Origin of the sequence: Mesorhizobium sp. Root552, from assembly GCF_001427285.1 — a bacterium.
Classification (GTDB): Bacteria; Pseudomonadota; Alphaproteobacteria; order Rhizobiales; family Rhizobiaceae; genus Mesorhizobium.
The window spans coordinates 1-25,291 of sequence record NZ_LMFV01000013.1; the positions used below are offsets into that span (position 1 = coordinate 1).

Genomic DNA, 25,291 nt, shown 5'->3' on the forward strand with positions numbered 1-25,291 from the left:
CACCGCGATCTCGGGCAGCACGGTGAAATTGGAGAAGGTCGAGCAGCCCATGTAGTGGAACACCTTCTCCTTGCCGAGCGAAAAGCGGCTCGAGCCGTCCGGCATCAGGCCCTGGCCCTGGGTGGCGCGGATCGCCGTGCACAGATTGGTCTTGCGCGACAGGCATGACGGGCACTGGCGGCATTCGGGCGTATAGAGCGGAATGACGTGGTCGCCCTTCCTGACGCTGGTGACGCCCTTGCCGACATCGACGACGACGCCTGCGCCCTCATGGCCGAGGATGGCCGGGAAGATGCCCTCGGGGTCGGCGCCAGATAGCGTGAACTCGTCGGTGTGGCAGATGCCGGTCGCCTTCACCTCGACCAGGACCTCGCCCTCGCGCGGACCCTCAAGGTCAACCTCCATAACCTCAAGAGGCTTTCCAGCGGCAACGGCGACTGCGGCGCGGGTTTTCATAAGGCAGGTCTCCAAGGCAATTTATGTCATTGTCCAGATTCTTCGCCAAGCTATCAGGCCGCACGGCAGGTGCAAGAAACTTTGTTTCATCTCGATCGCGAAGCGTCCTGACCCTAAACCTTCGTCGGCTTGAGCAGTTCGAGCGAAGTCCATAAAAGGAAGCGCAATCGGAGAGACAAGATACGCCCATGTTCAAGAAGATCCTGATCGCCAATCGTGGCGAGATCGCCTGCCGCGTCATCAAGACCGCAAAGAAAATGGGTATCGCCACTGTGGCGGTCTATTCCGATGCCGACCGTAACGCAGTCCATGTCGAGATGGCGGACGAGGCGGTTCACATAGGTCCAGCAGCGGCCGCGCAAAGCTATCTTGTAGCGGAAAAGATAATCGCGGCCTGCAAGCAGACTGGGGCCGAAGCGGTCCACCCGGGCTATGGGTTCCTTTCTGAACGGGCATCGTTTTGCGAGGCGCTTGAAAAGGAAGGCATTGTCTTCATCGGTCCTAAGCCCAAGGCAATCGAGGCGATGGGCGACAAGATCGAATCGAAGAAGTTCGCCAACGCCGCCAAGGTCAGCACCGTACCGGGTTTCCTCGGCGTTATCGAAAATGCCGACCATGCCGAAAAGATCGCCGCCGAGATCGGTTATCCGGTGATGATCAAGGCATCCGCCGGCGGCGGTGGCAAGGGCATGCGCATCGCGTGGGCGCAGTCGGAAGTCCGCGACGGCTTCGACCGCGCCCGTTCGGAAGCCAAGAGTTCGTTTGGCGACGATCGCGTGTTCATCGAGAAGTTCGTGGTCGATCCGCGCCACATCGAAATCCAGGTGCTTGCCGACGGTCACGGCAATGCGCTTTATCTAGGCGAGCGGGAATGCTCGATCCAGCGCCGCAACCAGAAGGTCGCGGAAGAAGCGCCGTCGCCGTTCCTCGATGAGAAAACCCGCAAGGCCATGGGCGAGCAGTCCGTCGCTCTTGCCAAGGCGGTCGAGTACCAAAGCGCCGGCACCGTCGAGTTCATCGTTGACCGCGACAAGAATTTCTACTTTCTCGAAATGAATACGCGCCTGCAGGTCGAGCATCCGGTGACGGAACTCATCACCGGCATCGATCTGGTCGAGCAGATGATCCGCGTTGCAGCCGGCGAGAAGCTTGCCATCGAGCAGAGCGACGTGAAGCTCAATGGTTGGGCGGTTGAAAGCCGGCTCTATGCGGAAGATCCCTACCGCAACTTCCTGCCTTCCATCGGCAGGCTGACGCGCTACCAGCCGCCGGAAGAAGGCAGGTTCGGGGACGTTGTTGTCCGCAACGATACCGGCGTCACCGAAGGTGCCGAAATCTCGATGTTCTACGATCCGATGATCGCGAAGCTCTGCACCTGGGCGCCGACCCGCATCGAGGCAATCGACGCGATGTCGGACGCACTCGACAACTTCGTGGTCGATGGCATCGAACACAATATCCCGTTCCTGTCCGCGTTGATGCAGCACCCGCGCTGGCGCGAAGGGCGGCTCTCCACCGGCTTCATCGCCGAGGAATATCCTGACGGCTTCGCGCCCATTTCGCCGAATGCCGATGAGAAGGCCATCCTTGCTTCGGTCGCGCTTGCCGTCGAACTGTTGCGCCGCGACCGGCTCGACCGGCTGGGTGGGCGTCTTGCCCCGCATTCCGGCGCGCTCAAGCGCGATTGGGTGGTGAAGATCGGCGGCGACTACATTTCCGCCTCCATTCTGGAAGGCATGATTTCGATCCCGATGGAACTCGACCTCGCTATCGAAGGCGGCAAACCGTTGACCGTCGCTTCCGACTGGCGGCCCGGCGAGCCTGTCTGGAACGGGACGGTCGGCGGGCGCAGGATTTCGGCGCAGCTGCGGCCGGTGGCCAATGGCATGAAGGTGGCGTGGAAGGGCATGTCGGTCACTGCTCGTGCGATGCTGCCGCGCACAGCCGAGCTTGAAAAGCTGATGCCGGAAAAGCTGCCGCCCGATACGTCGAAGATGCTGCTTTGCCCGATGCCGGGTCTGGTCGTGTCCATCTCCGTTGCCGAAGGGCAGGAGGTCAAGGCAGGCGATACGCTCGCCGTTGTCGAGGCGATGAAGATGGAAAACGTGCTTCGGGCCGAACGCGATCTTACCGTGGCAAAGCTCAAGGCCAAGCCGGGTGACAGTCTCGCCGTCGATGCCGTCATCATGGAGTTCGCGTGAGTCAAAGGCCATAGTTGTGAACTGGCCGCGGCTGGACTCGCATAGCCGCGGCTAGGACAATACATCTGAATGGAATCGAGTCCTTTCAGGCGGCGCTGACGATATGGCGGATGACAGACTTCCACGCGATCCCCTGAAGCGGGAAGCGGTGGCGCGGCAGGATCGCCCTGAACCGTCTTCGCGTACCTTTATCCATCTGCGGGTGCATTCGGCCTATTCATTGCTCGAAGGTGCCCTGCAACTTGGCAAGATCGTCGGCCATGCGCTCAAGGACGCCAGTCCGGCGATTGCCGTCACCGATACCAACAACCTGTTCGGTGCGCTCGAGTTCGCCCAGAAGGCAGTCAAGGATGGTATCCAGCCGATTATCGGCTGCCAGATCGATCTGGCGTTCAGCGGCGAGAATGCCGATGGCCAGCGCGACCGCCGCCGGCTTGGCCCGGAGACATCCCCCGTCGTTCTGATCGCAGCCAACGAGGCCGGCTACCGCAATCTGGTCAGGCTGGACAGCCGCATCTATCTCGAAATGCCTCCCGGCGAATCCGTCCACCTGACCACCGACATGCTGGCCGGTCATAGCGACGGCATCATCTGCCTGACAGGCGGTCCGCGCGGCCCGATCGGGTCGGCGCTCAAGGCAGACCGGCGCGATCTGGTCGAGGCGCGCATGGCGGCCTTGAAGGCGCTTTTCGGCAACCGGCTCTATGTCGAACTGGAGCGCATCTCGGGCTATGACCGCAGCATCGAGAAGAACACGATCGAGCTTGCCTATCGGCATGAACTCCCGCTCGTTGCCACCAACGAGGCATTCTTTTCTTCGCGGGACGATTACGAAGCCCACGATGCGCTGATTGCGATTGCCGAGAGTTCGGTCGTTGCCGCCGACAATCGCCGGCGGCTGTCGCCGGACAACTATCTCCGGAGCCAGGCCGAGATGGCAGCGCTGTTCGCGGACTTGCCGGAGGCCATCGACAATACTGTCGAAATTGCGCAGCGTTGCTCCTTCTACACCAAGACGCACAAACCGATCCTGCCGCGTTTCACTGGCGTCGGTGTGGCGGATCCCGAAGCCGCAGAGAAGGCCGAAGTAGAAGAGCTCAAGCGCCAGGCACGCGAAGGGCTCGAGCGTCGCCTTGCGGCGCATGGACCAACGATCGGCCATACTGTCGAGGACTACAAGGAGCGGCTGGAATTCGAGCTCGGCATCATTGAGCGGATGAAATTCCCCGGCTACTTCCTCATCGTCTCGGATTTTATCAAATGGGCGAAAGCCCATGACATCCCCGTCGGGCCGGGGCGCGGTTCGGGCGCGGGCTCGTTGGTCGCCTACGCACTCACCATCACCGACATCGACCCGCTGCGCTTTTCGCTGCTGTTCGAACGCTTCCTCAATCCCGAGCGCGTGTCGATGCCGGACTTCGACATCGACTTCTGCCAGGACCGCCGCGAAGAGGTGATCCGCTACGTCCAGGGCAAGTATGGCCGCGACCAGGTCGGCCAGATCATCACCTTCGGAACGCTGCAGGCGCGCGCCGTGCTGCGCGACGTCGGGCGCGTCCTGCAAATGCCCTACGGACAGGTCGACCGGCTGTGCAAGATGGTGCCGCAGAACCCGGCCAATCCGGTCAAGCTAGCCGAGGCAATCGCCAACGAGCCGCGCTTTGCCGAGGAGGCGGAAAAGGAACCCATCGTCCAGACACTGCTCGACATGGCGCAAAAGCTCGAAGGGCTTTACCGTCATGCCTCGACGCACGCCGCCGGAATCGTCATCGGCGACCGGCCATTGTCTGAACTGGTGCCGATGTACCGCGATCCGCGTTCGGACATGCCGGTTACCCAGTTCAACATGAAGTATGTCGAGCAGGCTGGGTTGGTAAAGTTCGACTTCCTCGGCCTCAAGACACTGACGGTGCTCAACACCGCCGTGAAGCTGATCCAGCGGCGCGGCATCGACATCGACCTCGCGCATATTCCGCTCGATGACGAGAAGACCTACGCCATGCTGTCACGCGGCGAGGTGGTCGGCGTGTTCCAGGTTGAAAGTGCCGGCATGCGCAAGGCGCTGCTCGGCATGAAGCCGGACTGCATCGAGGACATCATCGCACTGGTGGCGCTCTATCGTCCGGGCCCGATGGAGAATATCCCGACCTACAACGCCAGAAAGCACGGCGAGGAAGAGACTGCCTCGATCCACCCCAAGATCGACCATCTGGTGAAGGAGACGCAAGGCGTCATCGTTTACCAGGAACAGGTGATGCAGATCGCGCAGGAACTGGCCGGCTATTCGCTTGGTGAGGCCGACCTGTTGCGCCGCGCCATGGGCAAGAAGATCCGCGCCGAAATGGACAAGCAGCGCGAGCGTTTTGTCTCCGGCTCGGTCGAGCGCGGCGTGACCAAGCCGCAGGCCGACTTCATCTTCGACCTGCTGGCCAAGTTCGCAGACTATGGTTTCAACAAGTCGCACGCCGCAGCCTATGCCGTGGTGTCCTACCAGACCGCCTATCTCAAGGCGCATTACCCGGTCGAATTCCTTGCTGCGTCGATGACGCTCGACATGGGCAACACCGACAAGTTGGCAGACTTCCGTCAGGATGCGCTGCGGCTCGGTATCGATGTGGTGGCGCCGTCGGTGCTCTCCAGCTATCGCGATTTCGAGGTGGGTGAAAACCGCATCTTCTATTCGCTGGCGGCGCTAAAGGGCGTCGGCGATGCCGCCGTCGAGCACATCGCGGAAAAGCGCAAGGAAGGCCAATTCAGGAGCCTTGCCGACTTCTGCGAGCGCATCGATCCAAAGGTCGTGGGAAAACGCGTTTTCGAAAGTCTCATCATGGCAGGCGCGCTGGATTGCTTCGGTCATGATCGCGCCGCGATGATGGCCGGCGTCGAGCGCATGATGGGCCTTGCCGCGCTGGCGAACGAGAACGCGGCTCTTGGTCAAACGGACATTTTCGGTGCATCGCTCGGAGCCCAGTCCGAAGCGTTGCACCTGCCTGTCACCGATGCGTGGCTGCCGGCTGAGCGCCTGCACCGGGAATTCCAGGTCGTCGGCTTCTATCTCTCGGCGCACCCGCTCGACGAATACAAGGCGGCGCTGGAAAAGATGCGCGTCCAGACATGGGGCGAATTCTCGGCAGCGGTGAAGCGCGGCGCCACCGCCGGACGGCTTGCGGGTACCGTCACCTCGAAGCAGGAGCGCAAGACCCGCACCGGCAACAAGATGGGCGTGGTTAATTTCTCCGATACCACCGGCCAGTACGAAGCCGTGATGTTCTCCGAAACGCTGGCGCAATATCGCGACCTGCTCGAGCCCGGCAAATCCATGGTCATCGAGGTGAGTGCCGAGGATAGGCCGGAAGGTGTCAACCTTCGCATCCAGACGGTAAGGTCACTGGATGATGCCGCGAGCCAGGTGCAGAAGCTGCTGCGCATCTTCATGCGCGACGCCGCGCCCCTTGGCATGCTGGCCAACCAGCTTTCCGTGAAAGGCGAGGGGCAGGTCAGCTTCGTTCTGATCAAGGAAGATGGCAAAGGAGAGGTCGAGATTGGCTTGCCTAACCGCTACCGTATCTCGCCACAAGTGGCGTCGGCCCTGCGTGCAGTGCCTGGGGTCGTTGAAGTTGAACTCGTCTAGAACGGTTCATGGCTCTATCCAACCAAGAACCGTTCTAGCCAACTGGACAGCTGTCAAGCGGGGCGCTATCCCAAATTATGGATGGAAGAGAACAACCTGCCGATCCTCACTCCACCCTGACCGGTATCCGTGATCGGCTGCGCAAGCTTTACCACGGCAATACGCCGGCTGCGTTCAGGTTCCAGATTGCTGCGGTTGCCGTCGATCTGGCGATCATCATCTTCTTTATTCTCACGCCGGTGCTGCAGGAATCGCGAGCTTTCCTGTGGCTCGACTATCTCGTCGCCGCACTGGTAGCCGCCGACATGGCGGGGCGGTTGCTGGCCTCGACTGATATCTGGCGGCTCCTGAAACAGCCCACCTCGTGGATCGATGGGTTCATCCTGTTGACGCTGCTTTTCCCGACTGCGCTGGCCAATCTGGCATTTTTGCGCATCCTGCGCCTGTGGTCGCTGTCACGCAGCGGCGCGCTCTGGCGTCATCTGGAAATGCGCCGTTTGCGCGCCTGGCGCGATGCCAGTCATGCCGTGGTCAATCTGCTGACCTTCCTGTTTGTCGTCACGGGCTTCGTCTACACCTTCTTTTTCCGCGACGGTTCGGGCTTCACCGGCTATGTCGATGCCATGTACGTAACGGTCGCTACCGTCACCACAACGGGATTTGGCGATATCGTTTTGCCGGGCGTCGCCGGCAAGCTCACGGCAATCGTCACCATGATTATCGGCATTTCGCTATTTGTGCGGCTTGCGCAAGCGATCTTCAGGCCGTCCAAGGTGTTCTTCCCGTGCCCGCAATGCGGATTGCAGCGCCACGAGCCTGATGCCGTTCACTGCAAGGCGTGTGGTCACCTGCTCAATATTCCCAACGACGGCGAATAGCTTCGTTTCGTCTGCTGTCAGGACGCCGCCGCTGCCGCTTCATCCGGCTTCATCGCGCGCCGGCGCAGGTTCACCAGATTGCCGAGCAGGATCAGTGCCGCGCCCCCGATGGTGAAGGCATCGACATTTTCGCTGTAGATCAGCCAACCGACCATGGCCGTGAACGGTAGGCGCAGGAAGTCCATCGGTGAGACGATTGTCGCATCGGCATAAGTCAATGCGCGGGCAAGGCAGAAATGCGAGGACATGCCGGTGAAGGCGATTGCCACGATCCAGGGCCATAGCGAAAGCGGTGGATTGCGCCACTCCATCCATGCCGGAATAAGGCCGATGACCGACTGCACCACCAGCATCCAGAAGATTATGCGCACGACGCTTTCGGTGCGGGTCAGCGATTTCACCATCACCATGGAGATGCCGAAGCTGACGGCGGCGCAAAGCACGATGAGGTGGCCCGTTTCCATCGTGCCCATGCCGGGCCGCACGATCACCAGCACGCCGAGGATGCCGAAGGTGATGGCGACGATTTTGCGGACATTCAGCTTTTCGCCAAGGAACATAACCGCGAGGATCGCTGTCCAGATCGGAGTGGTGAATTCGATCGAAACCAGTTCTGCCAGCGGAATCAGCGTCAGCGCATAGAGCCAACCCGCCTGGCCCATATAGTGGACGACGTTGCGTGCTATGTGCTGCATCGGCCGTTGGGTCTTCATGGCTGCAAAGCCGCCACTCGCCAGCACCAGCGGCAAGAGAATGATGAAGCCGACCACCGACCGTAGTTCCGTCACCTGGAAGACATTCAGCGCATTGGTGGTCTCACGTCCCGCCACGGTCATGCCGAGGAACGAGGCAATCGAGAGTGCCATCCAAAGGGCGGCTTTCGGTATGGAGGGAGCAGGCGTCATGCACGCTATCTCGCAGCCCATCGGGAAGGTCGCAACCGCTAGTGGCCCTAAATCGCTAGGCCAGATGGCCAATGGGTTTCAGATGCGCTCCCACGGGTGCCGGATTTCCGGTTCGTCATCCTCGTCCGGGCGTGCAGGCCTGCCGCGATGGCCCTTGCCGAATGTATAGCCGGTCTCGACTGCCTTGCCGCCGAACTTGTCGCGCAACGCGTCTATAGCGCCCTCGGCCAACGCTCGCTTGCGCGACTGCACATCGACAAGGTCGGGTGGATCGGCCTTGTCGTCGTCGGAAAGATCGCTGACGCCGATGCCGAGCAGGCGATATCTGGTGCCGTCGGTTTCCTTGCGCAGAAGATCGAGGCCGGTCGAGAATATGCGGTCGGCAAGGCGGGTGGGATCGCCAAGTTGCCGGTTGCGGGTGCGAATCTTGAAATCATGCGATTTCAGCTTCAGCACAATTGTACGCCCGGCGATGCCTGCCTTCTTTAACCGGGCCGACACTTTTTCGGACAGGGCACGCAGCACCGGAACGAGGTCGTTCAAATCGCCGATATCGGTATCGAAGGTGGTTTCCGCCGAAACGCTTTTCGAATCGCGGTCCGCGCTGACCCGGCGGTCGTCCTCGCCGCGGGCCAGCCGGTAAAGCCTGTCGCCCATCACGCCATAGCGGCGCATGAGATCGCTTCGTTCCATGCGTTGCAACTGGCCGATCAAGCGGATGCCATCGCGCTCCAGCGATGCGGCGAACGCCTTGCCGACGCCCCAGATCATGGTTACCGGCTGCTCGGCCAGGAAGCCGACCGCTTCGGCCTCGCCAATAACCGAGAAACCACGCGGCTTGCGGAAGTCGGATGCGACCTTGGCGAGGAACTTGCAGTAGGAAAGACCGGCGGAAACGGTAATGCCGATCTCTTTTTCCACCGTCAGCGCGAACCGCGCCAGCACCAGCGCTGGCGGCAAACCGTGCAAACGTTCGGTGCCGGAAAGATCGAGGAAGGCTTCATCGATTGAGATTGGCTCCACCAGTGGTGTCAGCGCCTGCATCATGGTGCGCACTTCGCGCCCGACCCGGACATATTTCTCCATGTCGGGCTTGATGACGATGGCCTCGGGGCACGCTTCCAGCGCTTTGAACATCGGCATGGCGGAACGCACGCCGTTGATCCGGGCTATGTAGCAGGCCGTGGAGACGACGCCGCGCTTGCCGCCGCCAATGATGACGGGCTTGTCCTTCAGCGCGGGATTGTCGCGCTTTTCCACCGCCGCGTAAAATGCGTCGCAATCGATATGGGCAAGGTGCAGTTGGTAAAGTTCGGGATGACGGGCCAGCCGCGGGCTGCCGCAGCGCTCGCAACGCTTCGTTGCACTGGCCTGAGGGGTCAGGCAGTCGCGGCAGAAGCCATGTCCGGGATCGTTGACAGTGGTGTTCATTGGTGCGAACATAAAGAGAACAAATGATATGGTACGTCAGGACGCGGGCAGCGGCAAGGCGGTGCGCTGGAGAGGCCGATGAGTACGACCATTGTCCCGGTTACGTCTGAGCGCTGGCCGGATTTCGAGGATTTGTTCGGCAAGCAGGGCGCCTGCTATGGCTGCTGGTGCACGCATTTTCGGCTGCCGCCGGCGGCGCGGCGCGAGAACGACCGCGAGCGTAACAAGGATCACATCCGGGCGCGGATCGAAGCCGGGCCGCCGCCCGGCCTTTTGGCCTTTCAGGATGGAAAGGCCGTCGGCTGGATGCAGATCGGTCCGCGAGCTGACGTGCCTGAATGGAACAATGCCGGCAGGGGTTCCGCGCCGCTTGAGCCGTCCGAGGCAGATGATCCTGACGTTTGGGCGATTTCGTGTTTCTTCCTTCGCTCCAAGGCACGCGGGAAGGGGCTCACGCACCGGCTCGTCCAGGGCGGCGTGGAGTTTGCGCGCGATAATGGCGCGCGGGTGCTGGAAGCATGCCCGATGGATCTCTCCCGCGATTCGCGTTCCATTGGGCTGTTTGTCGGCTCGACGCGGGTCTTCGAAAAGGCGGGCTTCCAACGCATGGTCGAACGTAAGGCCGGGCGGCCGCTCGTCCGGCTGGTGCTTTAGCGCCTGTGGCTGTTCCGCGAAGGCAGGCCTTTCAAGGGTTGAAGCTTGCCGTCCCTTCCAGAGCCTCGGTCAGCATTTTTTCATATCTGCCGCGTGGCACGTCGATGGCGCCGAAGCGTTTCAGGTGCTCGGTGGTGAACTGTGTGTCCAACAGCGCGAAACCGTGCTGGTTCAGGCGCTCTACCAGCTGGACGAGACACACTTTCGAGGCGTCCGTTTCTTTCGAGAACATGCTTTCGCCAAAGAAAACCCGGCCAAGCGATACACCATAGAGACCGCCTACCAGTTGCCCGTCGCGCCAGGCCTCGACCGAATGGCAGTGCCCCATCCGATGAAGTTGCACATAGGCTTCGCGGATCGGGCCGTTGATCCAGGTCGAGGTCCGCTCTTCGCGTTTTTCCGCGCAGGCGTCGATCACCGCTTCGAAATCGAAATCGAAGCGTATATCGAACTGATTCCTGCGGATCGTCCTGGAGAGGCTTTTGGGGACATGAAACGCGTCCAGCGGGATGATGCCGCGCGTTTCAGGCCGCACCCAGAACACTTCCGGGTCCGTGGCGCTTTCTGCCATCGGAAACACACCGGAAGCGTAAGCCTTCAACAGAAGGTCGGTCGGTATTCGAAAACCCGGAGCGAATGGACGGGTCATCTTTGTTTCTAGTCGGCTGATGCGAGGTACTTTTCCAGCCAATGAATATCATAGTTGCCGTCGGCGATGTCATGATTGCCGACGAGGTCGCGGAACAGCGGCAATGTTGTCTTGATGCCGTCCACGACGAATTCGTCCAGAGCGCGCCTCAGCCGCATCATGCACTCCACGCGGTTACGCCCGTGCACGATCAGCTTGCCGATCAGGCTGTCGTAGTATGGCGGTATCTTGTAGCCGGAGTAGACGCCGGAATCGACACGGATGCCGAGCCCTCCGGGCGTGTGGAAATGCGTGATCGTACCCGGCGACGGCGCGAACGTGCGCGGGTCCTCGGCATTGATGCGGCACTCGATGGCGTGGCCGTTGAACTTGATGTCGTCCTGCTTGACCGAAAGTCCGCCGCCGGATGCAACCCGGATCTGCTCGTGGACCAGATCGATGCCGGTGATCGCCTCCGTCACAGGGTGTTCCACCTGCAGGCGCGTGTTCATCTCGATGAAATAGAACTCGCCATTCTCATAAAGGAACTCGATGGTGCCGGCGCCCGAATAGCCAAGCTCGGCGATCGCGTTGGCGCAGGTGTCGCCGATCTTGGCGCGCTGGTCGGCGTTGAGGGCGGGGGAATTGGCTTCCTCCCACACCTTCTGGTGGCGGCGCTGCAGCGAGCAATCGCGTTCGCCGAAGTGCACGCCATGGCCGGCTCCGTCACCGAATACCTGCAGTTCGATATGGCGCGGCTTTTCCAGATATTTCTCGATGTAGACGGCGTCGTCGCCGAATGCGGCACCTGCCTCGGAGCGCGCCGTTGCCAGCGCGATTTCCAGGTCGCCTTCAGAATGCGCCACCTTCATGCCGCGTCCGCCGCCACCGGCGGATGCCTTGATTATGACCGGGTAGCCGATCTCGGCGGCGATGCGCCTGGCTTCCTTTTCCTCGGTGACCGCGCCGTCGGAGCCTGGAACGACGGGGATGCCGAGGCGCTTTGCGGTGCGCTTGGCCTCGATCTTGTCGCCCATGATGCGGATATGGTCGCCGGAAGGCCCGATGAAGGTGATGTTGTGGGCGGCGAGGATGTCCGCGAACTTGGCGTTTTCCGACAGGAAGCCATAGCCCGGATGCACGGCGTCCGCGCCGGTGATCTCGCAGGCAGCGACAATCTGGTGAATGTTGAGATAGCTGTCGCGCGAAGGCGGCGGCCCGATGCAGACGCTCTCGTCGGCGAGGCGCACATGCATGGCATCCGCATCGGCGGTGGAGTGCACCACGACGGTCTGGATCCCGAGTTCCTTGCAGGCCCGAAGCACCCTGAGAGCGATTTCGCCGCGATTGGCGATGAGGATCTTCTGGAACATCCCGGGCAGGCCTACTCGATCACGACCAGCGGCATGCCGAACTCGACCGGCTGCCCATCTTCGATCAGTATGGCGGTGACCGTGCCCGAGCGCGGCGACGGAATCTGGTTCATCGTCTTCATCGCCTCGATGATCAGCAGGGTTTGCCCTTCCTTGACCGCCTGCCCGACCTCGATGAACGCCTTGGCGTCAGGCGATGGGGCAAGGTAGGCGGTTCCCACCATCGGCGAAGGCACTGCGTTCTTCGAGTCGGCTGCCGGGGCGGCGGCTACCGGCGCGCCTGCGGGGGCAGACTGCACCGGGGACGGCGCATAGATCGGCTGCGGTGCGATTGCAGCGTGAACGGCCTGGGTCTGGCGCGAAACGCGTACCTTGAAGTCACCGAGTTCGACTTCGATCTCGGTCAGGTTGGTGTCGTTCAGTATGCCCGCCAGATCGCGGATCAGTTCCTGGTCGACACCGGTTTTCTTCGTAGTCATCGTTGAGCCTTCTTGTTTAAAGCGCCGGTCAAACCCGCGCGGCCAGCGCTTGTAGCGCCAGGGTGTAGCCGAGCGGGCCGAAGCCGCAAATCATGCCGACCGCGTAAGGCGCGACCTTGGAGACGTGGCGGAATGGTTCGCGAGCGTGAATGTTGGAAAGATGAACCTCCACGACCGGCAACGGTGCGGCTGCCCGTATGGCGTCGTGGATGGCGATCGAAGTGTGGGTGTAGGCGCCTGCATTGAGCACCAGCCCAACCGCTGCCTGCGAGGCTTCCTGTATCCAGTCGACAAGTGCGCCTTCATGGTTGGACTGGCGGAAATCCACCTCAAGTCCAAGCGCGGAACCGGCCTTGCGGCAGTCGGCGCCAATGTCGTCCAGCGTCTGCGTGCCATAGATGGAGGGCTCGCGCTTGCCGAGCATGTTCAGATTGGGACCGTTTAAAACGAAAACCGTTTTCAAAAATACCGACCTTTCCCGACGCAGACCGTAACCGGTGCGCCGGACCCTCTATAATGGGCATAGACCCCTGCGAAAAGAGCGCAAGTACCTTCTTTGCCTGTCCACAGAGGCAAACAAGATGGCGAAACTGTGCTGGCTGGGTTTAGAGCGCTGCTTTTGCTTCGGCGATCTTTTCCGCAAGCACTTCAGGACCCAGCGCGCCGAACACCACCTCGTTGCCGATGACGTAGGACGGCGTGCCGGTGATCGCCAGCTTGTTGGCCAGATCGTAGGTCTTGGAGAGCGCCTCGATAATGGAGGGGTCCTGCATCTTGGCGCGCAGTTCGGCTTCGTCGGCGCCGAGTGAAAGAGCGACCTTGAGAGCTGTCGCCTCGGTTGCGCGGCCCTGGCCGCCCAGCAGCGTGTTGTGGAATTCGCCGTACTTCTCCGGCATCATCAGGTGGAAGGCCATCGAAACGACGCTGGCCTTTTGCGAGTCGGGGCTGAGGATGGGGAATTCCTTGAGCACGAAGCGCAGTTCCGGGTCCGCCGCTGTCAGCGTGCGCATGTCTTCCATGGCGCGTTTGCAGAAGCCGCAATTGTAGTCGTAGAACTCCACGATCGTGACCTTGCCCTTGGGATTGCCGACAACACCGTCAAAGGTCGAGTTGAAGATTTCGTCCTTGTTGTCCTCGATGACGCCAAGGCTGGCGAGGCGCTGCTCTTCCTTCTGCTTGACTTCAAGTGCTTCCTGCACTTCCAGCAGCACTTCAGGGTTCTTCAGCAGATAGTCGCGGATGATACCTTCGACTTCGGCGCGGTCGATCTTCGATTCGACCGGGGCGGCCTCAGCCTGGCTGACCGCGTCTTCGGCGTTTGCCGCCTGCGGGGCGATGGCAATGGAACCGAGCGCCAACATTGCAAATCCAAGAGCGGTTCCGGCGGTGCCGAGCAGAATTGCCTTTTTCATCGTGATTTGTCCCTTGTCAGTTCCACTCGCAGCCGCGAAGCCTATTTCTTCTTGGCCGATTTGCCTTGATTGATGATGTCCTGGGCGCGAAGCCAAGCCGGTGAGCCGGGCTGAAGGCGCTGTTGCGCGCGTGCCGCAAAAATCGCGGCATCCTTGTATGCGCCGGAATAATAGTGCCCCTCGGCGGTTGCAAGGTCGGCATCGGCAACATCGCCCAACATGCCGTAGGCCTGGGCGAGGTAGCGATAGCCGGAAGCGTTCTCGCGGTCCCGCTCCAGACCGTTGTTGATCTGGGCAACAGCCTTTTTCAGCGAATCCGGTGTTCCCACCGCAAGCAGGGCCTGCCCGTAGGTGACGGACAGCAACCCGGCCTTGGCCGGGTCGAGGCTGACCGCCTTCGCATACGCCGTTGCCGCGTCCTTGGGCTTGTTGGCCTTCATAAGGATGTCGCCGCGCAATTCCTGGAAGTAGGGGTTCTTGGGCTGCGCCTTTATCAATGCGTCCGTCTTGGCCAACGCGGAATTCAGGCTGCCGAAAAGATAGGTGGACTGGGCGTCGCCATATTTCGAGGCGAGGCTGCCCGGATCCTTCTGGATCATGCGCGACACTGCGGCCTGGCCATCGGTGTAGACCGCAATTTTCATGCGCATCATGTCGTGGCGCTGTTGCAGGGCAGGCGGGTCAACCTTGTCGAAATATGGGCTTTTCTGGATGAGTGTCTGCAGGTTCGAGATGCGATCCTGCGGCATGGGATGGCTGATGCGATAGGGGTCGACCTGAGCGCCCGACAGCGACAAGGCACTTTGGAAACGCTCGAACGTCTTCAACATGCCGCGGCCTGACTGGCCTGTCGCGTCGAGATAGGTGATGGCCGAGCGGTCGGCGGTGATCTCTTCGCCGCGTTGGTAGGTCAGCAATGTGCGGCGGGCAAATTCGCTGCCGCCGGTAGCCAGCCCCATGCCGACGCCGGCCAAGCCCCTGCTATCGGTTGCGCCGCCCGCCACGATTGCACCGGCGCCAAGCAGGCCGGCGACGATCGCCATGGTCTTGGCGCGCTCTAATTGGTCGCGAAGCCGCTGCTGGTGGCCGCCGGCAAGGTGACCGGCCTCGTGGGCGATGACGCCGATGATCTCGTTGGGCGTTCCGGCCTGCAGCAAAGCGCCGGTGTTGATGAACATGCGCCGCCCGGCAACGAAAGCGTTGAAGCTCTTGTCGTTGACGAGAATGATCTCGATACCAGCCTTTGACAGGCCGGCCGCCTTGAAGATGGGCCGCGCGTAGTCGCGCACCAGCGCCTCGATTTCGGCGTCACGGACCACGGGCACATTCTGGGCAAAAGCCTGCATCGAAGCCGCAAAGGCCATCGCCAGTCCGAGAGACAGCGTTGCAACCGATCGGCTGGCCTTGGCCAGCCGCAAAGCAGGGCGCGGCAGCTTCATCATTGTTCGTCCACTGGTAGCTGAGCCTTCCTGGGATGAAAAGGCGGCGCTGACAAGTTCATCAACTTGTGATCCCCACAGCAATCGGGCAATTGTGCGGCGCTGGCGATCTTGGCCTGTCTGACGGGAGTTTGGAATTGAAGCAAAAGGGAGTGTCGATTTCACGACGCGGTGAGGTTGAGCCGTTCCATGCCATGGATGTTCTGGCCGAAGCCAACAGGCTTATCGCTACGGGCGTGGATGTGGTTTCGATGGCTGTTGGCCAGCCTTCCGATCCGGCCCCACTGGCCGTCAGGGAAGCCGCGGCCGCTGCCTTGAAGCGCGGACGCATCGGCTACACCGACGCGCTCGGGCTGTCGGGCCTGCGCGCGGCAATCGCGCGCCACTATGGCGAACATTACGGCATCGACATTGCCCCGTCGCGCATCGCGGTCACCACCGGATCGTCGGCGGCCTTCAATCTCGCTTTTCTGGCGATGTTCGATGCCGGCGACAGGGTGGCCATCGCTGCACCTGGCTATCCGGCCTACCGCAACATCATGGCAGCGCTCGGCATCGAGGTGGTCGAAATCGAACTCGAGGGCGCCGCTTATCTGCACGCCGAGCATTTGCGGACCGCTCATGCCAAAAAACCCTTGAAAGGCGCGTTGTTTGCGAGCCCGGCCAACCCCACAGGCGCTGTCGTTCCAGAAAACGAGCTTGCAGCGCTGGTCGCGACCGCCGATGAGTTGGGCATCTCGCTGATTTCCGACGAAATCTATCATCGGCTGGCCTATACCGCGCCCGATAGTACCGCGCTTGCCTACAGTTCGGACGTCACAGTCATCAACTCATTTTCCAAATACTACTGCATGACCGGCTGGCGTGTTGGCTGGATGGTCCTGCCTGAGAAGCTGGTGCGTCCCGTCGAGCGTATAGCGCAGAGCCTTTACATTTCCGCTCCGGAGTTGTCGCAGCTCGCCGCCATCGAGGCCTTCAAGGCGACCGATGAGCTCGAAGTGGTAAAATCGCGCTATGCCGCGAACCGCGAATTGCTGATGAAGCGGCTGCCGGAGCTTGGCTTTCCGCTCGCCGCTCCCATGGATGGCGCCTTCTATGCCTTTTGCGACGTGACACGCCATACCAACGACAGCATGGCGTTCGCCAAGCGCATGCTGGCAGAAGCGCATGTGGCAGCAACGCCTGGCCGCGATTTTGATCCGCTCCAGGGGCAGCGCACCATGCGTTTTTCCTATGCAGGCAGCTACAACGAAATGGTCGAAGCGATGGCTCGCATCGAGCGCTGGCTGAAATAGGCGAGGGGGCGCACCTTGTCGGATCTGCAACGCATACTGGATGAAATCACCGCCGAGATGGCCGAACGGTCCGATCGGGGCGAGGTTGCCAGCTATATTCCGCAGCTTGGCGAGATCGATCCGGGCAAGTTCGGCATCGCCGTGACGACCAGCGACGGCGCAGTCTTCACGGCAGGCGACGCGCATGAAGCATTTTCGATCCAGAGCATTTCCAAGGTGTTCACGCTGACGCTAGCGCTTGGCAAAGTGGGGGATGCCTTGTGGAAGCGGGTCGGGCGCGAACCGTCAGGCAATCCTTTCAATTCGATCGTCCAGCTCGAGCGCGAGGCGGGTATCCCGCGCAATCCCTTCATCAACGCCGGCGCCATCGTCATCGCCGATGTCCTGCTGGCCGGTCACCAGCCGCGCGAAGCAATCGGCGAAATCCTGCGTTTTGTGCAGTATCTTGCCGACGATGACACCATCGTCATCGATCATGAGGTGGCCGCCTCGGAACAGGCGACCGGATTTCGTAACGTCGCGCTTGCGAACTACATGAAATCCTTCGGCAATCTGCACCATTCGCCTGAACTGGCGCTCGGTGTCTATTTCCATCATTGCGCCATTGCGATGGATTGCCGGCAACTGGCGCTGGCTGGCCGCTTTCTCGCCAATGGCGGCAAGAGCGGCGGCTATTCCGTCGTCTCGCAAGAGCGGGCGCGGCGCATCAGCGCCTTGATGCTGACCTGCGGCCACTATGACGGCTCCGGCGATTTCGCCTTTCGCGTCGGCATTCCCGGCAAGAGCGGCGTTGGCGGCGGCATCCTGGGCGTCGTGCCCGGTGCTGCATCGGTCGCCGTCTGGTCGCCGGGCCTCAACAGAAGCGGCAACTCCCAGCTTGGTTCGATTGCGCTGGAAAGGCTTGCCAGGGCGATGAACTGGTCGATCTTTGCCGCCTGATCTTGGCCGCACGAGCGGTGGCCGATTCGACACCGGCTACCGAAAATCGAAAACCCCGCGCTATCATTACGATGGCGCGGGGTTTTCATGTTCCAGATGAGCGAGCTGGTCGCCGTGGAGCTTAGAAAAAGCCTTTCCGCTGCCACCATCCGCCGCGTTTCGGCTTGTCTTCCGCGGCCGGTTCGGCCGATTTATCTGCGGCGGTAGAGGAAACGACCGGGCTTGCCGGGGTTTCCGCTGCCGCAGCTATCGTCTTGCGACGGGTCGCGCGCGGCTTGGCCGATGCCTTTGCCGCCGGCTCTTTGGCGCTCTCTGCCGTTTCCGCAACGGGTTCTTCGGCCGGCGCTTTGTTCACCACTGCTGCCGCTGCATCGGCTTCGGCTGCGGCCTTCTTCGACTTGGTCGCGCGGCGCGGCTTCTTTGGCTTCTCGGCAACAGGCGCTTCTGCCTCTTCTGCCGCCTCAACCGTTGCGACCGCTTCTGTTGCGACCGGCTCTGCCTCGGCGGACGTATCCGCAACGACAGCTTCACTTTGAGCGACTTCACCCTCGGCAACGGCGCTCGCCTCGGCTTCGTCGTTTTCCTGGCGGTTGCGCTTGCCGCCGCGCTTGCCGCGCCGGCGTTTCTTGCCCTGCGCGTCGTCGCCCGCCTCAACAGCCTCGGCAGTCACGACCTCTGCGTCGGATTTTGCCTCTTCGGCCTCGCCGGAAGCTTCTGCTTCCTGTTCCGGCGTCGAAGCATCCGCGGCTTCGTTGGCGTTGGACTGGTCGCGTTCGCCGTGCTCGCGATCCTTGCCACCGCGCCGTCTGCGCCGTCTGCGGCGCTTGCGGTCGCGCTGGCCATCGCCATTTTCGTCGCCCGAACGCGCCTGCTGCTGCGCAGCTTGCGGCTGTTCGTTTTCCTCGTCAGCCTCGTCCTCGATGACGATCTCGTCCTCGGGTTCCTCCGGCTCGACATAGACGGGCTGCGGGCGTGCCTCGACGAAGCCTTCCGGCTTTTCGGCGATCGCGCCGCGCGCGATCACATAATGCTGCGACGCCACCGTTTCGTCGGTCTCAAGGGTGATCACCACGCCGAAGCGCTTTTCGAGGTCAACGAGCGTGCTGCGCTTGTGGTTTAGCACATAAAGCGCCGTCGACACCGGCGTGCGCACGGTGATGTGGCTGCGGGAATCCTTGAGCAGGAATTCCTCGATCGCGCGCACCACCATCAGCGCCACCGACGAATCGGAGCGCACATGGCCGGTGCCGCCGCAATGCGGGCACGGCTTCATCGTGGATTCGAGCACGCTGGCACGGATGCGCTGGCGGCTCATCTCCAGCAGGCCGAAATGCGAGATGCGGCCGACCTGGATGCGGGCGCGGTCGTTCTTCAGGTGGTCCTTGAGCCGCTTTTCAACCGCACGGTTGTTGCGGTTTTCCTCCATGTCGATGAAGTCGATGACGATCAGGCCGGCCAGGTCGCGCAGTCGCAACTGGCGGGCCACTTCCTCGGCAGCTTCCAGGTTGGTGTGGAGCGCGGTTTCCTCGATCGAATGCTCCTTGGTGGAGCGTCCGGAGTTGACGTCGATGGAAACCAGCGCCTCGGTCTGGTTGATGATCAGATAGCCACCGCTTTTCAGCGTCACTTGCGGCTGCACCATGCGGTCGAGCTGCGCCTCGATGCCTGAGCGCACGAAGATCGGCGTGGTGTCGCGATAGGGCTGCACGACCTTGGCATGGCTGGGCATCAGCATGCGCATGAAGTCCTTGGCCTCGCGATAGCCGTCCTCGCCGGCCACCAGGACTTCGTCGATGTCCTTGTTGTAGAGGTCGCGCACCGAACGCTTGATGAGCGAGCCTTCCTCGTAGACGAGGGCAGGCGCGGTCGATTGCAGCGTCAGGTTGCGGACGTTTTCCCACAACCGCATCAGATATTCGTAGTCGCGCTTGATCTCGGCCTTGGTGCGGCTTTCGCCGGCGGTGCGCAAAATAACGCCCATGCCCTGCGGTACCTCGAGATCGGCGACGACCTCCTTCAGGCGCTTGCGGTCCTGCGCGTTGGTGATCTTGCGCGAAATGCCGCCGCCGCGCGCCGTGTTGGGCATCAGCACCGAATAGCGGCCGGCAAGCGACAGGTACGTGGTCAGCGCTGCGCCCTTGTTGCCACGCTCTTCCTTGACGACCTGCACCAGCAGGATCTGGCGGCGCTTGATGACCTCCTGGATCTTGTACTGGCGGCGCGCCGGCTTGCGGCGGTTGCGCACTTCCTCAAGCGCGTCCTCGGCGCCAACAGACTCGACCTCATGTTCGTCGCCATGCGAGGACTGCACCTCTTCCAGCATGCCGCGATCATTGTCGTCGGAAGTCGCCTCGCTCGCCGCTTCCGGAACGGCTTCCGAAATCACGTCGGCGTCGACGCTGGCCGCAATGGTCGTCTTGGGACCCTCGTCGGCCTCATCGTCGGACCCTTCCGCCTTTGCCTCGGCCGCGCTGTCCTCGTCACCGGTGGACGAGGCCCCGGTTTCCGTGATCAGTTCGACGGTTTCAACGGTTTCGCTTGCGTCGTCACCGGCGTTTTCGCCAGCGCCGTCGTCGCCGTTTTCCCCGTCGGAGGCAGCTTCGGCAGCGTCACGCTTGTTTTCGCCACGGTCGCGGCTCTTGCCGCCGCGGCGTCGACCGCGCCTGCCGCGGTTGCGGTCCTGGCGTTCTTCGCCTTCGTGCTCTTCTTCGTTGTTTTCTTCTTCAGCCTCTTCGGCTTCGGCGCGCAAAAGCGCCTGCCGGTCGGCGACCGGAATCTGGTAGTAGTCGGGATGAATTTCGCTGAAGGCGAGAAAACCGTGCCGGTTTCCGCCATATTCGACGAAAGCCGCCTGGAGGGAAGGTTCTACGCGCGTTACGCGGGCTAGGTAGATGTTTCCTTTGAGCTGCTTTTTGTCCTGGGATTCAAAATCAAATTCTTCGATACGGTTACCGCGTACGACGACTACGCGTGTTTCCTCCGGGTGGGAGGCGTCTATCAGCATCTTGTTGGGCATTATTTCGTTTCCTCCCGGCAGCCGCCAGCCTCAGCTCGCCGGGGAACGCCCGTGTCTGTCGGTCTGGTTGGGGGATGGTGCCGGATAATTGAATGGCCGTAGGCCGCCGCCGGAGCGCGATGGCGGTACCGCCCGCAGCCGAAATGGCGCGGTTTCCTGCGGACCTTTCCATGATGGCGCTCGAAAGCATCGTCAGCCAGTGGACCTTTTGAACCAAAGCCCGGAAAAACCGGACCAGCTTGTTTGCTCCTAGTAAGAGCCGGCGTGGGCTGGGCCCAAACCGTTTTCTTCACGCAGACGCCGCCTCCGCCACGGGCGCGCACCTGCGAAATCCGTCGCGACCAGCCGCAAGCTTTTCATGTGGATGGAGCCGTCATTTACGTCTGAAAAGCAGCAACATGCTGCGGACAAGGACGGTTCCAAGATTGCGGTAGTCCAATGCCGCTTTTATGATTTGGCGAGTTAGAAGGCAACCCCGTTTTAAGATGCCGGCAAAAGGGGCGTGGCGGCGGGCAATCTGGATCGTGAAAAGGCTTGGTTAACCTTCTTTGAATACGAATTGTTAATCGCACGCATGCTTGGCCGGCGTTATCTCCAATCGGGCGCCACCCGTGCCGAATCAGGAACAGCAGGACCGCATATGGGGCTGGTAGCGAACAATGGGAAGGAGGAGCGTAGCCGATGGCGCTTCCACCCTGTCGTTTTCGCCCTATTGGCGGCCTTTTTCGCGCTGCCTTGGCTCGGCGTCGCATCCGCCGCTGCGGCCGAACCCGTCAAGGCTATCGACTACAATATGGCGGGCGATGCCACGAAAATGCGCATCGTCATCAATTTCGACCATGAACCCGACCTCAGATGGTTCCTCCTGCGCGGTCCCAACCGGCTGGTCATCGACCTGCCGGCGACGAAAATGGCGATCGATGCGAAGGATCTGAAGGCGAGGGGCCTGGTCAGGGGCGTTCGCTACGGCGTGTTGCCCAACGGCTCGTCGCGCCTCGTGGTCACCGGCAAGGGCCCGTTTCTGGTCGAGCGGCTGGATGTTCTGAAGAATGAGGAAGGCGCGGGCTACCGCATTGTCGCCGATATTTCGGCGGCATCGGAGCGCGAGTTCGATGAAGCGCTTTCGGTCCAGGCCGAAACCACGGGTTCCACCGTGGCCGGCAACAAGAGCGACAGGGTCAGCAAGTTTCCGCTGCGGCGCTTCACCATTGTCATCGATCCCGGCCACGGCGGCGTCGACGGCGGCGCCGAAGGGCTGAGCGGAACCGTCGAGAAGGAAGTCACGCTGGCCTTTGCCAAGGAACTCAAGGACAAGCTGTCTGAGTCCGGCAAGTACGACGTGTTCATGACCCGCGACGACGACACATTCCTGCGGCTCGATGATCGCGTCCGCATCGCCCGCCAGCACGAGGCCGACCTGTTCATTTCGATCCATGCCGACACGATCAGCCTCAAGGGCATCCGTGGCGCTACCGTCTATACCGTGTCCGACAAGGCCTCCGATGCGGAAGCCCAGGCTTTGGCCGACCGCGAAAACCTCTCCGACAGGCTGGCCGGCATCGAGGTCAAGTCGGATAGCCCGGAAGTCACGGACATCCTGATCGACCTCATCCGCCGGGAAACCCATTCCTTCTCGATGAGCTTTGCCAACACGCTGGTCGACGAGTTGGGCACTTCCGTGGGGCTCATCAACAATCCGCACAGATTCGCCGGTTTCCGCGTGCTGAAGGCTCCGGACGTACCCTCCGTTCTGGTCGAACTCGGCTATCTCTCCAATCCCAAGGATGAAGCCCAGCTGATCGATCCTGATTGGCGCGGCAAAGCCGCTGAAAGCATCACCAATGCGGTGGCGGCTTTCGCTTCGGTCAAGGCCGCGAAAGACGGAACATTTTAGCTCGCCGTAGCGCGACTGCGGCGTTGCAAGCAGACAACACAAGGCGATATTGTTCTGATTTGAAGATCGGATTCGTTCGTCGCCGTATTTTGCCCACATCAAGGCGACAAATGTCCTCTCTCGTGCACTTGCCTGACCTTGAACACGATACGGTGTCGTTTAGGAAAGTGACGGATTCTCGACTGGAGCGGGCATGATTCGGCTTATCGGCTATTTCTTTGGCATCGGCACGGCGCTTGCGCTGCTGGTGGCTGGCGCGGTGGCCGTCTACGTCGGCAATCTTGCTGGTGAATTGCCCGACTACGAGGTGCTGGCCAAGTACGAGCCGCCGGTGACGACCCGTATCCATTCCTCCGACGGCTCGCTGATGGCGGAATATGCGCATGAGCGCCGGCTTTATCTGCCCATCCAGGCAATTCCGGATAGGGTCAAGGCAGCTTTCCTGTCGGCCGAAGACAAGAATTTCTACAATCATCCGGGTGTCGACATTCAGGGCATCGGGCGCGCCGCCCTACGCTATGTGACCGGTGGCCCGACCCAGGGCGGCTCCACCATCACGCAGCAGGTGGCGAAGAACTTCCTGCTCACCAACGAGCAGACCCTCGACCGTAAGATCAAGGAAGCGGTGCTGTCGTTCCGCATCGAGCAGGCCTATCCCAAGGACCGCATTCTCGAGCTTTATCTGAACGAGATCTATTTCGGCCTTGGTGCTTACGGCATCGCTGGTGCGGCACTTACCTATTTCGACAAGTCGGTGAACGAGCTTACCGTGGCGGACGTCGCCTATCTCGCCGCGCTGCCCAAGGGCCCGTCCAACTACCATCCTTTCCGGCACACCCAGCGCGCGATCGAGCGGCGCAACTGGGTCATCGACCAGATGGTCGACAATGGTTACGTCGCGCGTGAAGAAGGCGACAAGGCCAAGGCCGAGCCGCTCAACGTCAAACCCCGCCGCAACGGTACATACCTGTTTGCTGGCGAATACTTCACCGAGGAAGTGCGGCGCGAGATCATCGCCCGTTATGGCCAGAACGCGCTCTATGAGGGCGGTCTGTCCGTGCGCACGACGCTTGACCCGGAACTGCAGCTCGTCGCGCGCAAGGCCATGCAGAGCGGCCTGCTCAAGTACGACATGCTGCGCGGCTATCGCGGACCGGTTACTTCCATCGACGTCTCGGGCGACTGGGGTGTTCCCCTTGGCGCCGTCAAGGGTCTCGACGACGTACCCGAATGGACGCTTGCGGTGGTGCTGGACAGTTCCGATGCGGGGCTGCGGATTGGCGTGCAGCCTGCCAAGCAGGCTTCCGGCGAACTGGTTGCCGAGCGCGTCGAAGGAACCGTCAGCAAGGACGACATGTCGTTTGCCATGCGCCACGTCGTCGAAGGCAAGACCGTCAAGGCCAAGTCTCCCGCCGATGTGTTGAGGCCGGGCGACGTCGTGTTCGTCCAGAAGCGGGACGATGCCGAGGGCGCCTACCAGTTGCGCCAGCCGCCGGAAGTCGAGGGCGGCATGATTGCTATGGACCCGCATACGGGTCGTGTCCTGGCGATGGTCGGCGGCTTCTCCTATGCCGAGTCCGAGTTCAACCGCGCCACACAGGCGATGCGCCAGCCGGGGTCGTCGTTCAAACCGATCGTCTATGCGGCGGCGCTGGACAACGGCTACACGCCAGCCTCCGTCATCATGGACGGCCCGATCACCATCCAGAGCGGCAACACCACCTGGACGCCGAAGAACTATGACGGTCGCGCGGCCGGTCCCTCGACCCTGCGTTCCGGTATCGAACGGTCGCGTAACCTGATGACGGTGCGCCTCGCCAACGACATGGGCATGAAGCTGGTCGCCGAGTATGCCGAGCGCTTTGGCGTCTACGACCATCTCGCGCCCTATCTGCCGATGGCGCTGGGTTCGGGCGAAACCACCGTCATGCGTATGGTTTCCGCCTATGCGATCATGGCCAACGGCGGCCGCTCCATAAAGCCCTCGCTGATCGACCGTATCCAGGACCGCTACGGCAAGACCGTGTTCAAGCATGACGAGCGCGGCTGCGAAGGCTGCAACGCGGCTGAATGGCAGGACCAGCCGGAACCTGAACTGGTCGACAACTCCGAACAGGTCCTCGACCCGATGACGGCCTACCAGATCACCTCTATGATGGAAGGCGTGGTGCTGCGTGGCACCGCAACCACGGTCGCCGAGCTTGGCCGCCACATCGCCGGCAAGACCGGCACCACAAACGACGAGAAGGACGCCTGGTTCATCGGCTACACGCCGAACCTCGTCGTCGGCCTCTATATGGGCTTCGACAAGCCGAAGGGGCTTGGCCGCGGCACCACCGGCGGTGGTCTCGCCGCGCCGATCTTCAAGGACTTCATGCGCGTGGCGCTCGACGGCACGCCGAATGTCGACTTCAAGGTGCCTGAAGGCATGAGCCTCGTCGCCATCGACCGCAAGACCGGCATGCAGGCCGTCGATGGGCAGCCTGGCACCATCATCGAAGCCTTCAAGCCCGGCACCGGCCCGGCTGATTCCTACTGGATCATCGGCATGGGCGAAGATGGCTCGAACGGCTCGGGCGAAGCGCTTTCGCCGCAAGCCAATCAGGCGATCCAATCGGGCGGCGGCGGTCTCTACTAAGGCTGCGCCGCTTCGGGCGGCG

18 protein-coding genes are annotated in these 25,291 nt (G+C 61.6%); 8 read left to right on the plus strand and 10 right to left on the minus strand.

Annotated elements, in window-relative coordinates:
- On the minus strand, positions 1 to 456 hold a 456-nt coding region (locus ASD50_RS08290), incomplete at its 3' end, for an alcohol dehydrogenase catalytic domain-containing protein (RefSeq protein WP_156464977.1).
- A gap of 188 nt (positions 457 to 644) precedes the next feature.
- On the opposite strand from ASD50_RS08290, the gene ASD50_RS08295 reads away from it, so the two are divergent.
- The 3 genes from ASD50_RS08295 to ASD50_RS08305 all read left to right on the plus strand — a co-directional run bounded on the left by ASD50_RS08295 (position 645) and on the right by ASD50_RS08305 (position 7,166).
- On the plus strand, positions 645 to 2,657 hold the full coding sequence (locus ASD50_RS08295) for an acetyl/propionyl/methylcrotonyl-CoA carboxylase subunit alpha (protein WP_056238847.1): 2,013 nt from the start codon (positions 645 to 647) through the stop codon (positions 2,655 to 2,657).
- A gap of 103 nt (positions 2,658 to 2,760) precedes the next feature.
- On the plus strand, positions 2,761 to 6,288 hold the full coding sequence (gene dnaE, locus ASD50_RS08300; protein WP_056238850.1) for a DNA polymerase III subunit alpha: 3,528 nt from the start codon (positions 2,761 to 2,763) through the stop codon (positions 6,286 to 6,288).
- Between the two features lie 77 nt (positions 6,289 to 6,365).
- On the plus strand, positions 6,366 to 7,166 hold the full coding sequence (locus ASD50_RS08305) for an ion transporter (RefSeq protein WP_056238854.1): 801 nt from the start codon (positions 6,366 to 6,368) through the stop codon (positions 7,164 to 7,166).
- Positions 7,167 to 7,183: 17 nt separating this feature from the next.
- Here ASD50_RS08305 and ASD50_RS08310 read toward each other — a convergent pair whose 3' ends face one another.
- Together ASD50_RS08310 and ASD50_RS08315 are read right to left on the minus strand one after the other, a co-directional pair.
- Positions 7,184 to 8,071 carry a DMT family transporter gene (locus ASD50_RS08310; protein ID WP_056238983.1) on the minus strand — a complete coding sequence of 296 codons (888 nt, stop codon included), beginning with the start codon at positions 8,069 to 8,071 and terminating at the stop codon, positions 7,184 to 7,186.
- Between the two features lie 78 nt (positions 8,072 to 8,149).
- The gene (locus ASD50_RS08315) at positions 8,150 to 9,514 is read right to left on the minus strand and encodes a DNA polymerase IV (RefSeq protein ID WP_056238858.1); all 1,365 of its coding nucleotides are present in this window, start codon (positions 9,512 to 9,514) and stop codon (positions 8,150 to 8,152) included.
- A 66-nt stretch (positions 9,515 to 9,580) separates the two neighbouring features.
- Between ASD50_RS08315 and ASD50_RS08320 the strand changes: the two genes are divergently transcribed.
- Entirely contained in the window at positions 9,581 to 10,156 is a 576-nt protein-coding gene (locus ASD50_RS08320) for a GNAT family N-acetyltransferase (protein WP_056238860.1), read from the plus strand.
- 31 nt (positions 10,157 to 10,187) lie between these two features.
- Here ASD50_RS08320 and aat read toward each other — a convergent pair whose 3' ends face one another.
- The 6 genes from aat to ASD50_RS08350 all read right to left on the minus strand — a co-directional run bounded on the left by aat (position 10,188) and on the right by ASD50_RS08350 (position 15,490).
- Positions 10,188 to 10,805 carry a leucyl/phenylalanyl-tRNA--protein transferase gene (gene aat, locus ASD50_RS08325; RefSeq protein WP_056238863.1) on the minus strand — a complete coding sequence of 206 codons (618 nt, stop codon included), beginning with the start codon at positions 10,803 to 10,805 and terminating at the stop codon, positions 10,188 to 10,190.
- Between the two features lie 8 nt (positions 10,806 to 10,813).
- Positions 10,814 to 12,157 carry an acetyl-CoA carboxylase biotin carboxylase subunit gene (accC, locus tag ASD50_RS08330; RefSeq protein ID WP_056238867.1) on the minus strand — a complete coding sequence of 448 codons (1,344 nt, stop codon included), beginning with the start codon at positions 12,155 to 12,157 and terminating at the stop codon, positions 10,814 to 10,816.
- Between the two features lie 11 nt (positions 12,158 to 12,168).
- Positions 12,169 to 12,636 carry an acetyl-CoA carboxylase biotin carboxyl carrier protein gene (gene accB, locus ASD50_RS08335; protein ID WP_056238871.1) on the minus strand — a complete coding sequence of 156 codons (468 nt, stop codon included), beginning with the start codon at positions 12,634 to 12,636 and terminating at the stop codon, positions 12,169 to 12,171.
- A gap of 28 nt (positions 12,637 to 12,664) precedes the next feature.
- Positions 12,665 to 13,099: a type II 3-dehydroquinate dehydratase gene (gene aroQ / locus ASD50_RS08340; RefSeq protein WP_056238874.1), complete on the minus strand. Its 435-nt coding sequence runs from the start codon at positions 13,097 to 13,099 to the stop codon at positions 12,665 to 12,667.
- A 142-nt stretch (positions 13,100 to 13,241) separates the two neighbouring features.
- Complete coding sequence (locus ASD50_RS08345; protein ID WP_056238877.1) at positions 13,242 to 14,048, minus strand: DsbA family protein; 807 nt, start codon at positions 14,046 to 14,048, stop codon at positions 13,242 to 13,244.
- 41 nt (positions 14,049 to 14,089) lie between these two features.
- Positions 14,090 to 15,490: a M48 family metalloprotease gene (locus ASD50_RS08350; protein WP_082549542.1), complete on the minus strand. Its 1,401-nt coding sequence runs from the start codon at positions 15,488 to 15,490 to the stop codon at positions 14,090 to 14,092.
- Positions 15,491 to 15,681: 191 nt separating this feature from the next.
- Here ASD50_RS08350 and ASD50_RS08355 point away from each other — a divergent pair, with 191 nt between their 5' ends.
- Together ASD50_RS08355 and ASD50_RS08360 are read left to right on the plus strand one after the other, a co-directional pair.
- Entirely contained in the window at positions 15,682 to 16,782 is a 1,101-nt protein-coding gene (locus ASD50_RS08355; RefSeq protein WP_056238880.1) for a pyridoxal phosphate-dependent aminotransferase, read from the plus strand.
- A gap of 15 nt (positions 16,783 to 16,797) precedes the next feature.
- Positions 16,798 to 17,721, plus strand: coding sequence for a glutaminase (locus ASD50_RS08360; protein ID WP_056238884.1), 924 nt, complete (start codon positions 16,798 to 16,800; stop codon positions 17,719 to 17,721).
- 121 nt (positions 17,722 to 17,842) lie between these two features.
- Here ASD50_RS08360 and ASD50_RS08365 read toward each other — a convergent pair whose 3' ends face one another.
- A complete protein-coding gene (locus ASD50_RS08365; RefSeq protein ID WP_056238888.1) occupies positions 17,843 to 20,737 on the minus strand; it encodes an Rne/Rng family ribonuclease in 2,895 nt (964 codons plus the stop codon).
- A gap of 640 nt (positions 20,738 to 21,377) precedes the next feature.
- Here ASD50_RS08365 and ASD50_RS08370 point away from each other — a divergent pair.
- Both ASD50_RS08370 and ASD50_RS08375 read left to right on the plus strand, forming a co-directional pair.
- Positions 21,378 to 22,631: an N-acetylmuramoyl-L-alanine amidase gene (locus ASD50_RS08370; RefSeq protein ID WP_056238989.1), complete on the plus strand. Its 1,254-nt coding sequence runs from the start codon at positions 21,378 to 21,380 to the stop codon at positions 22,629 to 22,631.
- A gap of 193 nt (positions 22,632 to 22,824) precedes the next feature.
- Positions 22,825 to 25,269 (plus strand): penicillin-binding protein 1A, encoded by a 2,445-nt coding sequence (locus ASD50_RS08375; RefSeq protein ID WP_056238889.1) that lies wholly within the window; start codon positions 22,825 to 22,827, stop codon positions 25,267 to 25,269.
- The last annotated feature ends 22 nt before the right edge of the window (positions 25,270 to 25,291 follow it).

Coding starts and splice junctions, on each gene's coding strand:
- ASD50_RS08320 (WP_056238860.1), top strand. CDS start 9,581: ATGAGTACGACCATTGTCCCGGTTACGTCTGAGCGCTGGCCGGATTTC.
- ASD50_RS08370 (WP_056238989.1), top strand. CDS start 21,378: ATGGGGCTGGTAGCGAACAATGGGAAGGAGGAGCGTAGCCGATGGCGC.
- ASD50_RS08345 (WP_056238877.1), bottom strand. CDS start 14,048: ATGAAAAAGGCAATTCTGCTCGGCACCGCCGGAACCGCTCTTGGATTT.
- ASD50_RS08375 (WP_056238889.1), top strand. CDS start 22,825: ATGATTCGGCTTATCGGCTATTTCTTTGGCATCGGCACGGCGCTTGCG.
- ASD50_RS08365 (WP_056238888.1), bottom strand. CDS start 20,737: ATGCCCAACAAGATGCTGATAGACGCCTCCCACCCGGAGGAAACACGC.
- ASD50_RS08355 (WP_056238880.1), top strand. CDS start 15,682: ATGGATGTTCTGGCCGAAGCCAACAGGCTTATCGCTACGGGCGTGGAT.
- ASD50_RS08295 (WP_056238847.1), top strand. CDS start 645: ATGTTCAAGAAGATCCTGATCGCCAATCGTGGCGAGATCGCCTGCCGC.
- ASD50_RS08305 (WP_056238854.1), top strand. CDS start 6,366: ATGGATGGAAGAGAACAACCTGCCGATCCTCACTCCACCCTGACCGGT.
- dnaE (WP_056238850.1), top strand. CDS start 2,761: ATGGCGGATGACAGACTTCCACGCGATCCCCTGAAGCGGGAAGCGGTG.
- aat (WP_056238863.1), bottom strand. CDS start 10,805: ATGACCCGTCCATTCGCTCCGGGTTTTCGAATACCGACCGACCTTCTG.
- ASD50_RS08350 (WP_082549542.1), bottom strand. CDS start 15,490: ATGATGAAGCTGCCGCGCCCTGCTTTGCGGCTGGCCAAGGCCAGCCGA.
- ASD50_RS08310 (WP_056238983.1), bottom strand. CDS start 8,071: ATGACGCCTGCTCCCTCCATACCGAAAGCCGCCCTTTGGATGGCACTC.
- accB (WP_056238871.1), bottom strand. CDS start 12,636: ATGACTACGAAGAAAACCGGTGTCGACCAGGAACTGATCCGCGATCTG.
- ASD50_RS08315 (WP_056238858.1), bottom strand. CDS start 9,514: ATGTTCGCACCAATGAACACCACTGTCAACGATCCCGGACATGGCTTC.
- accC (WP_056238867.1), bottom strand. CDS start 12,157: ATGTTCCAGAAGATCCTCATCGCCAATCGCGGCGAAATCGCTCTCAGG.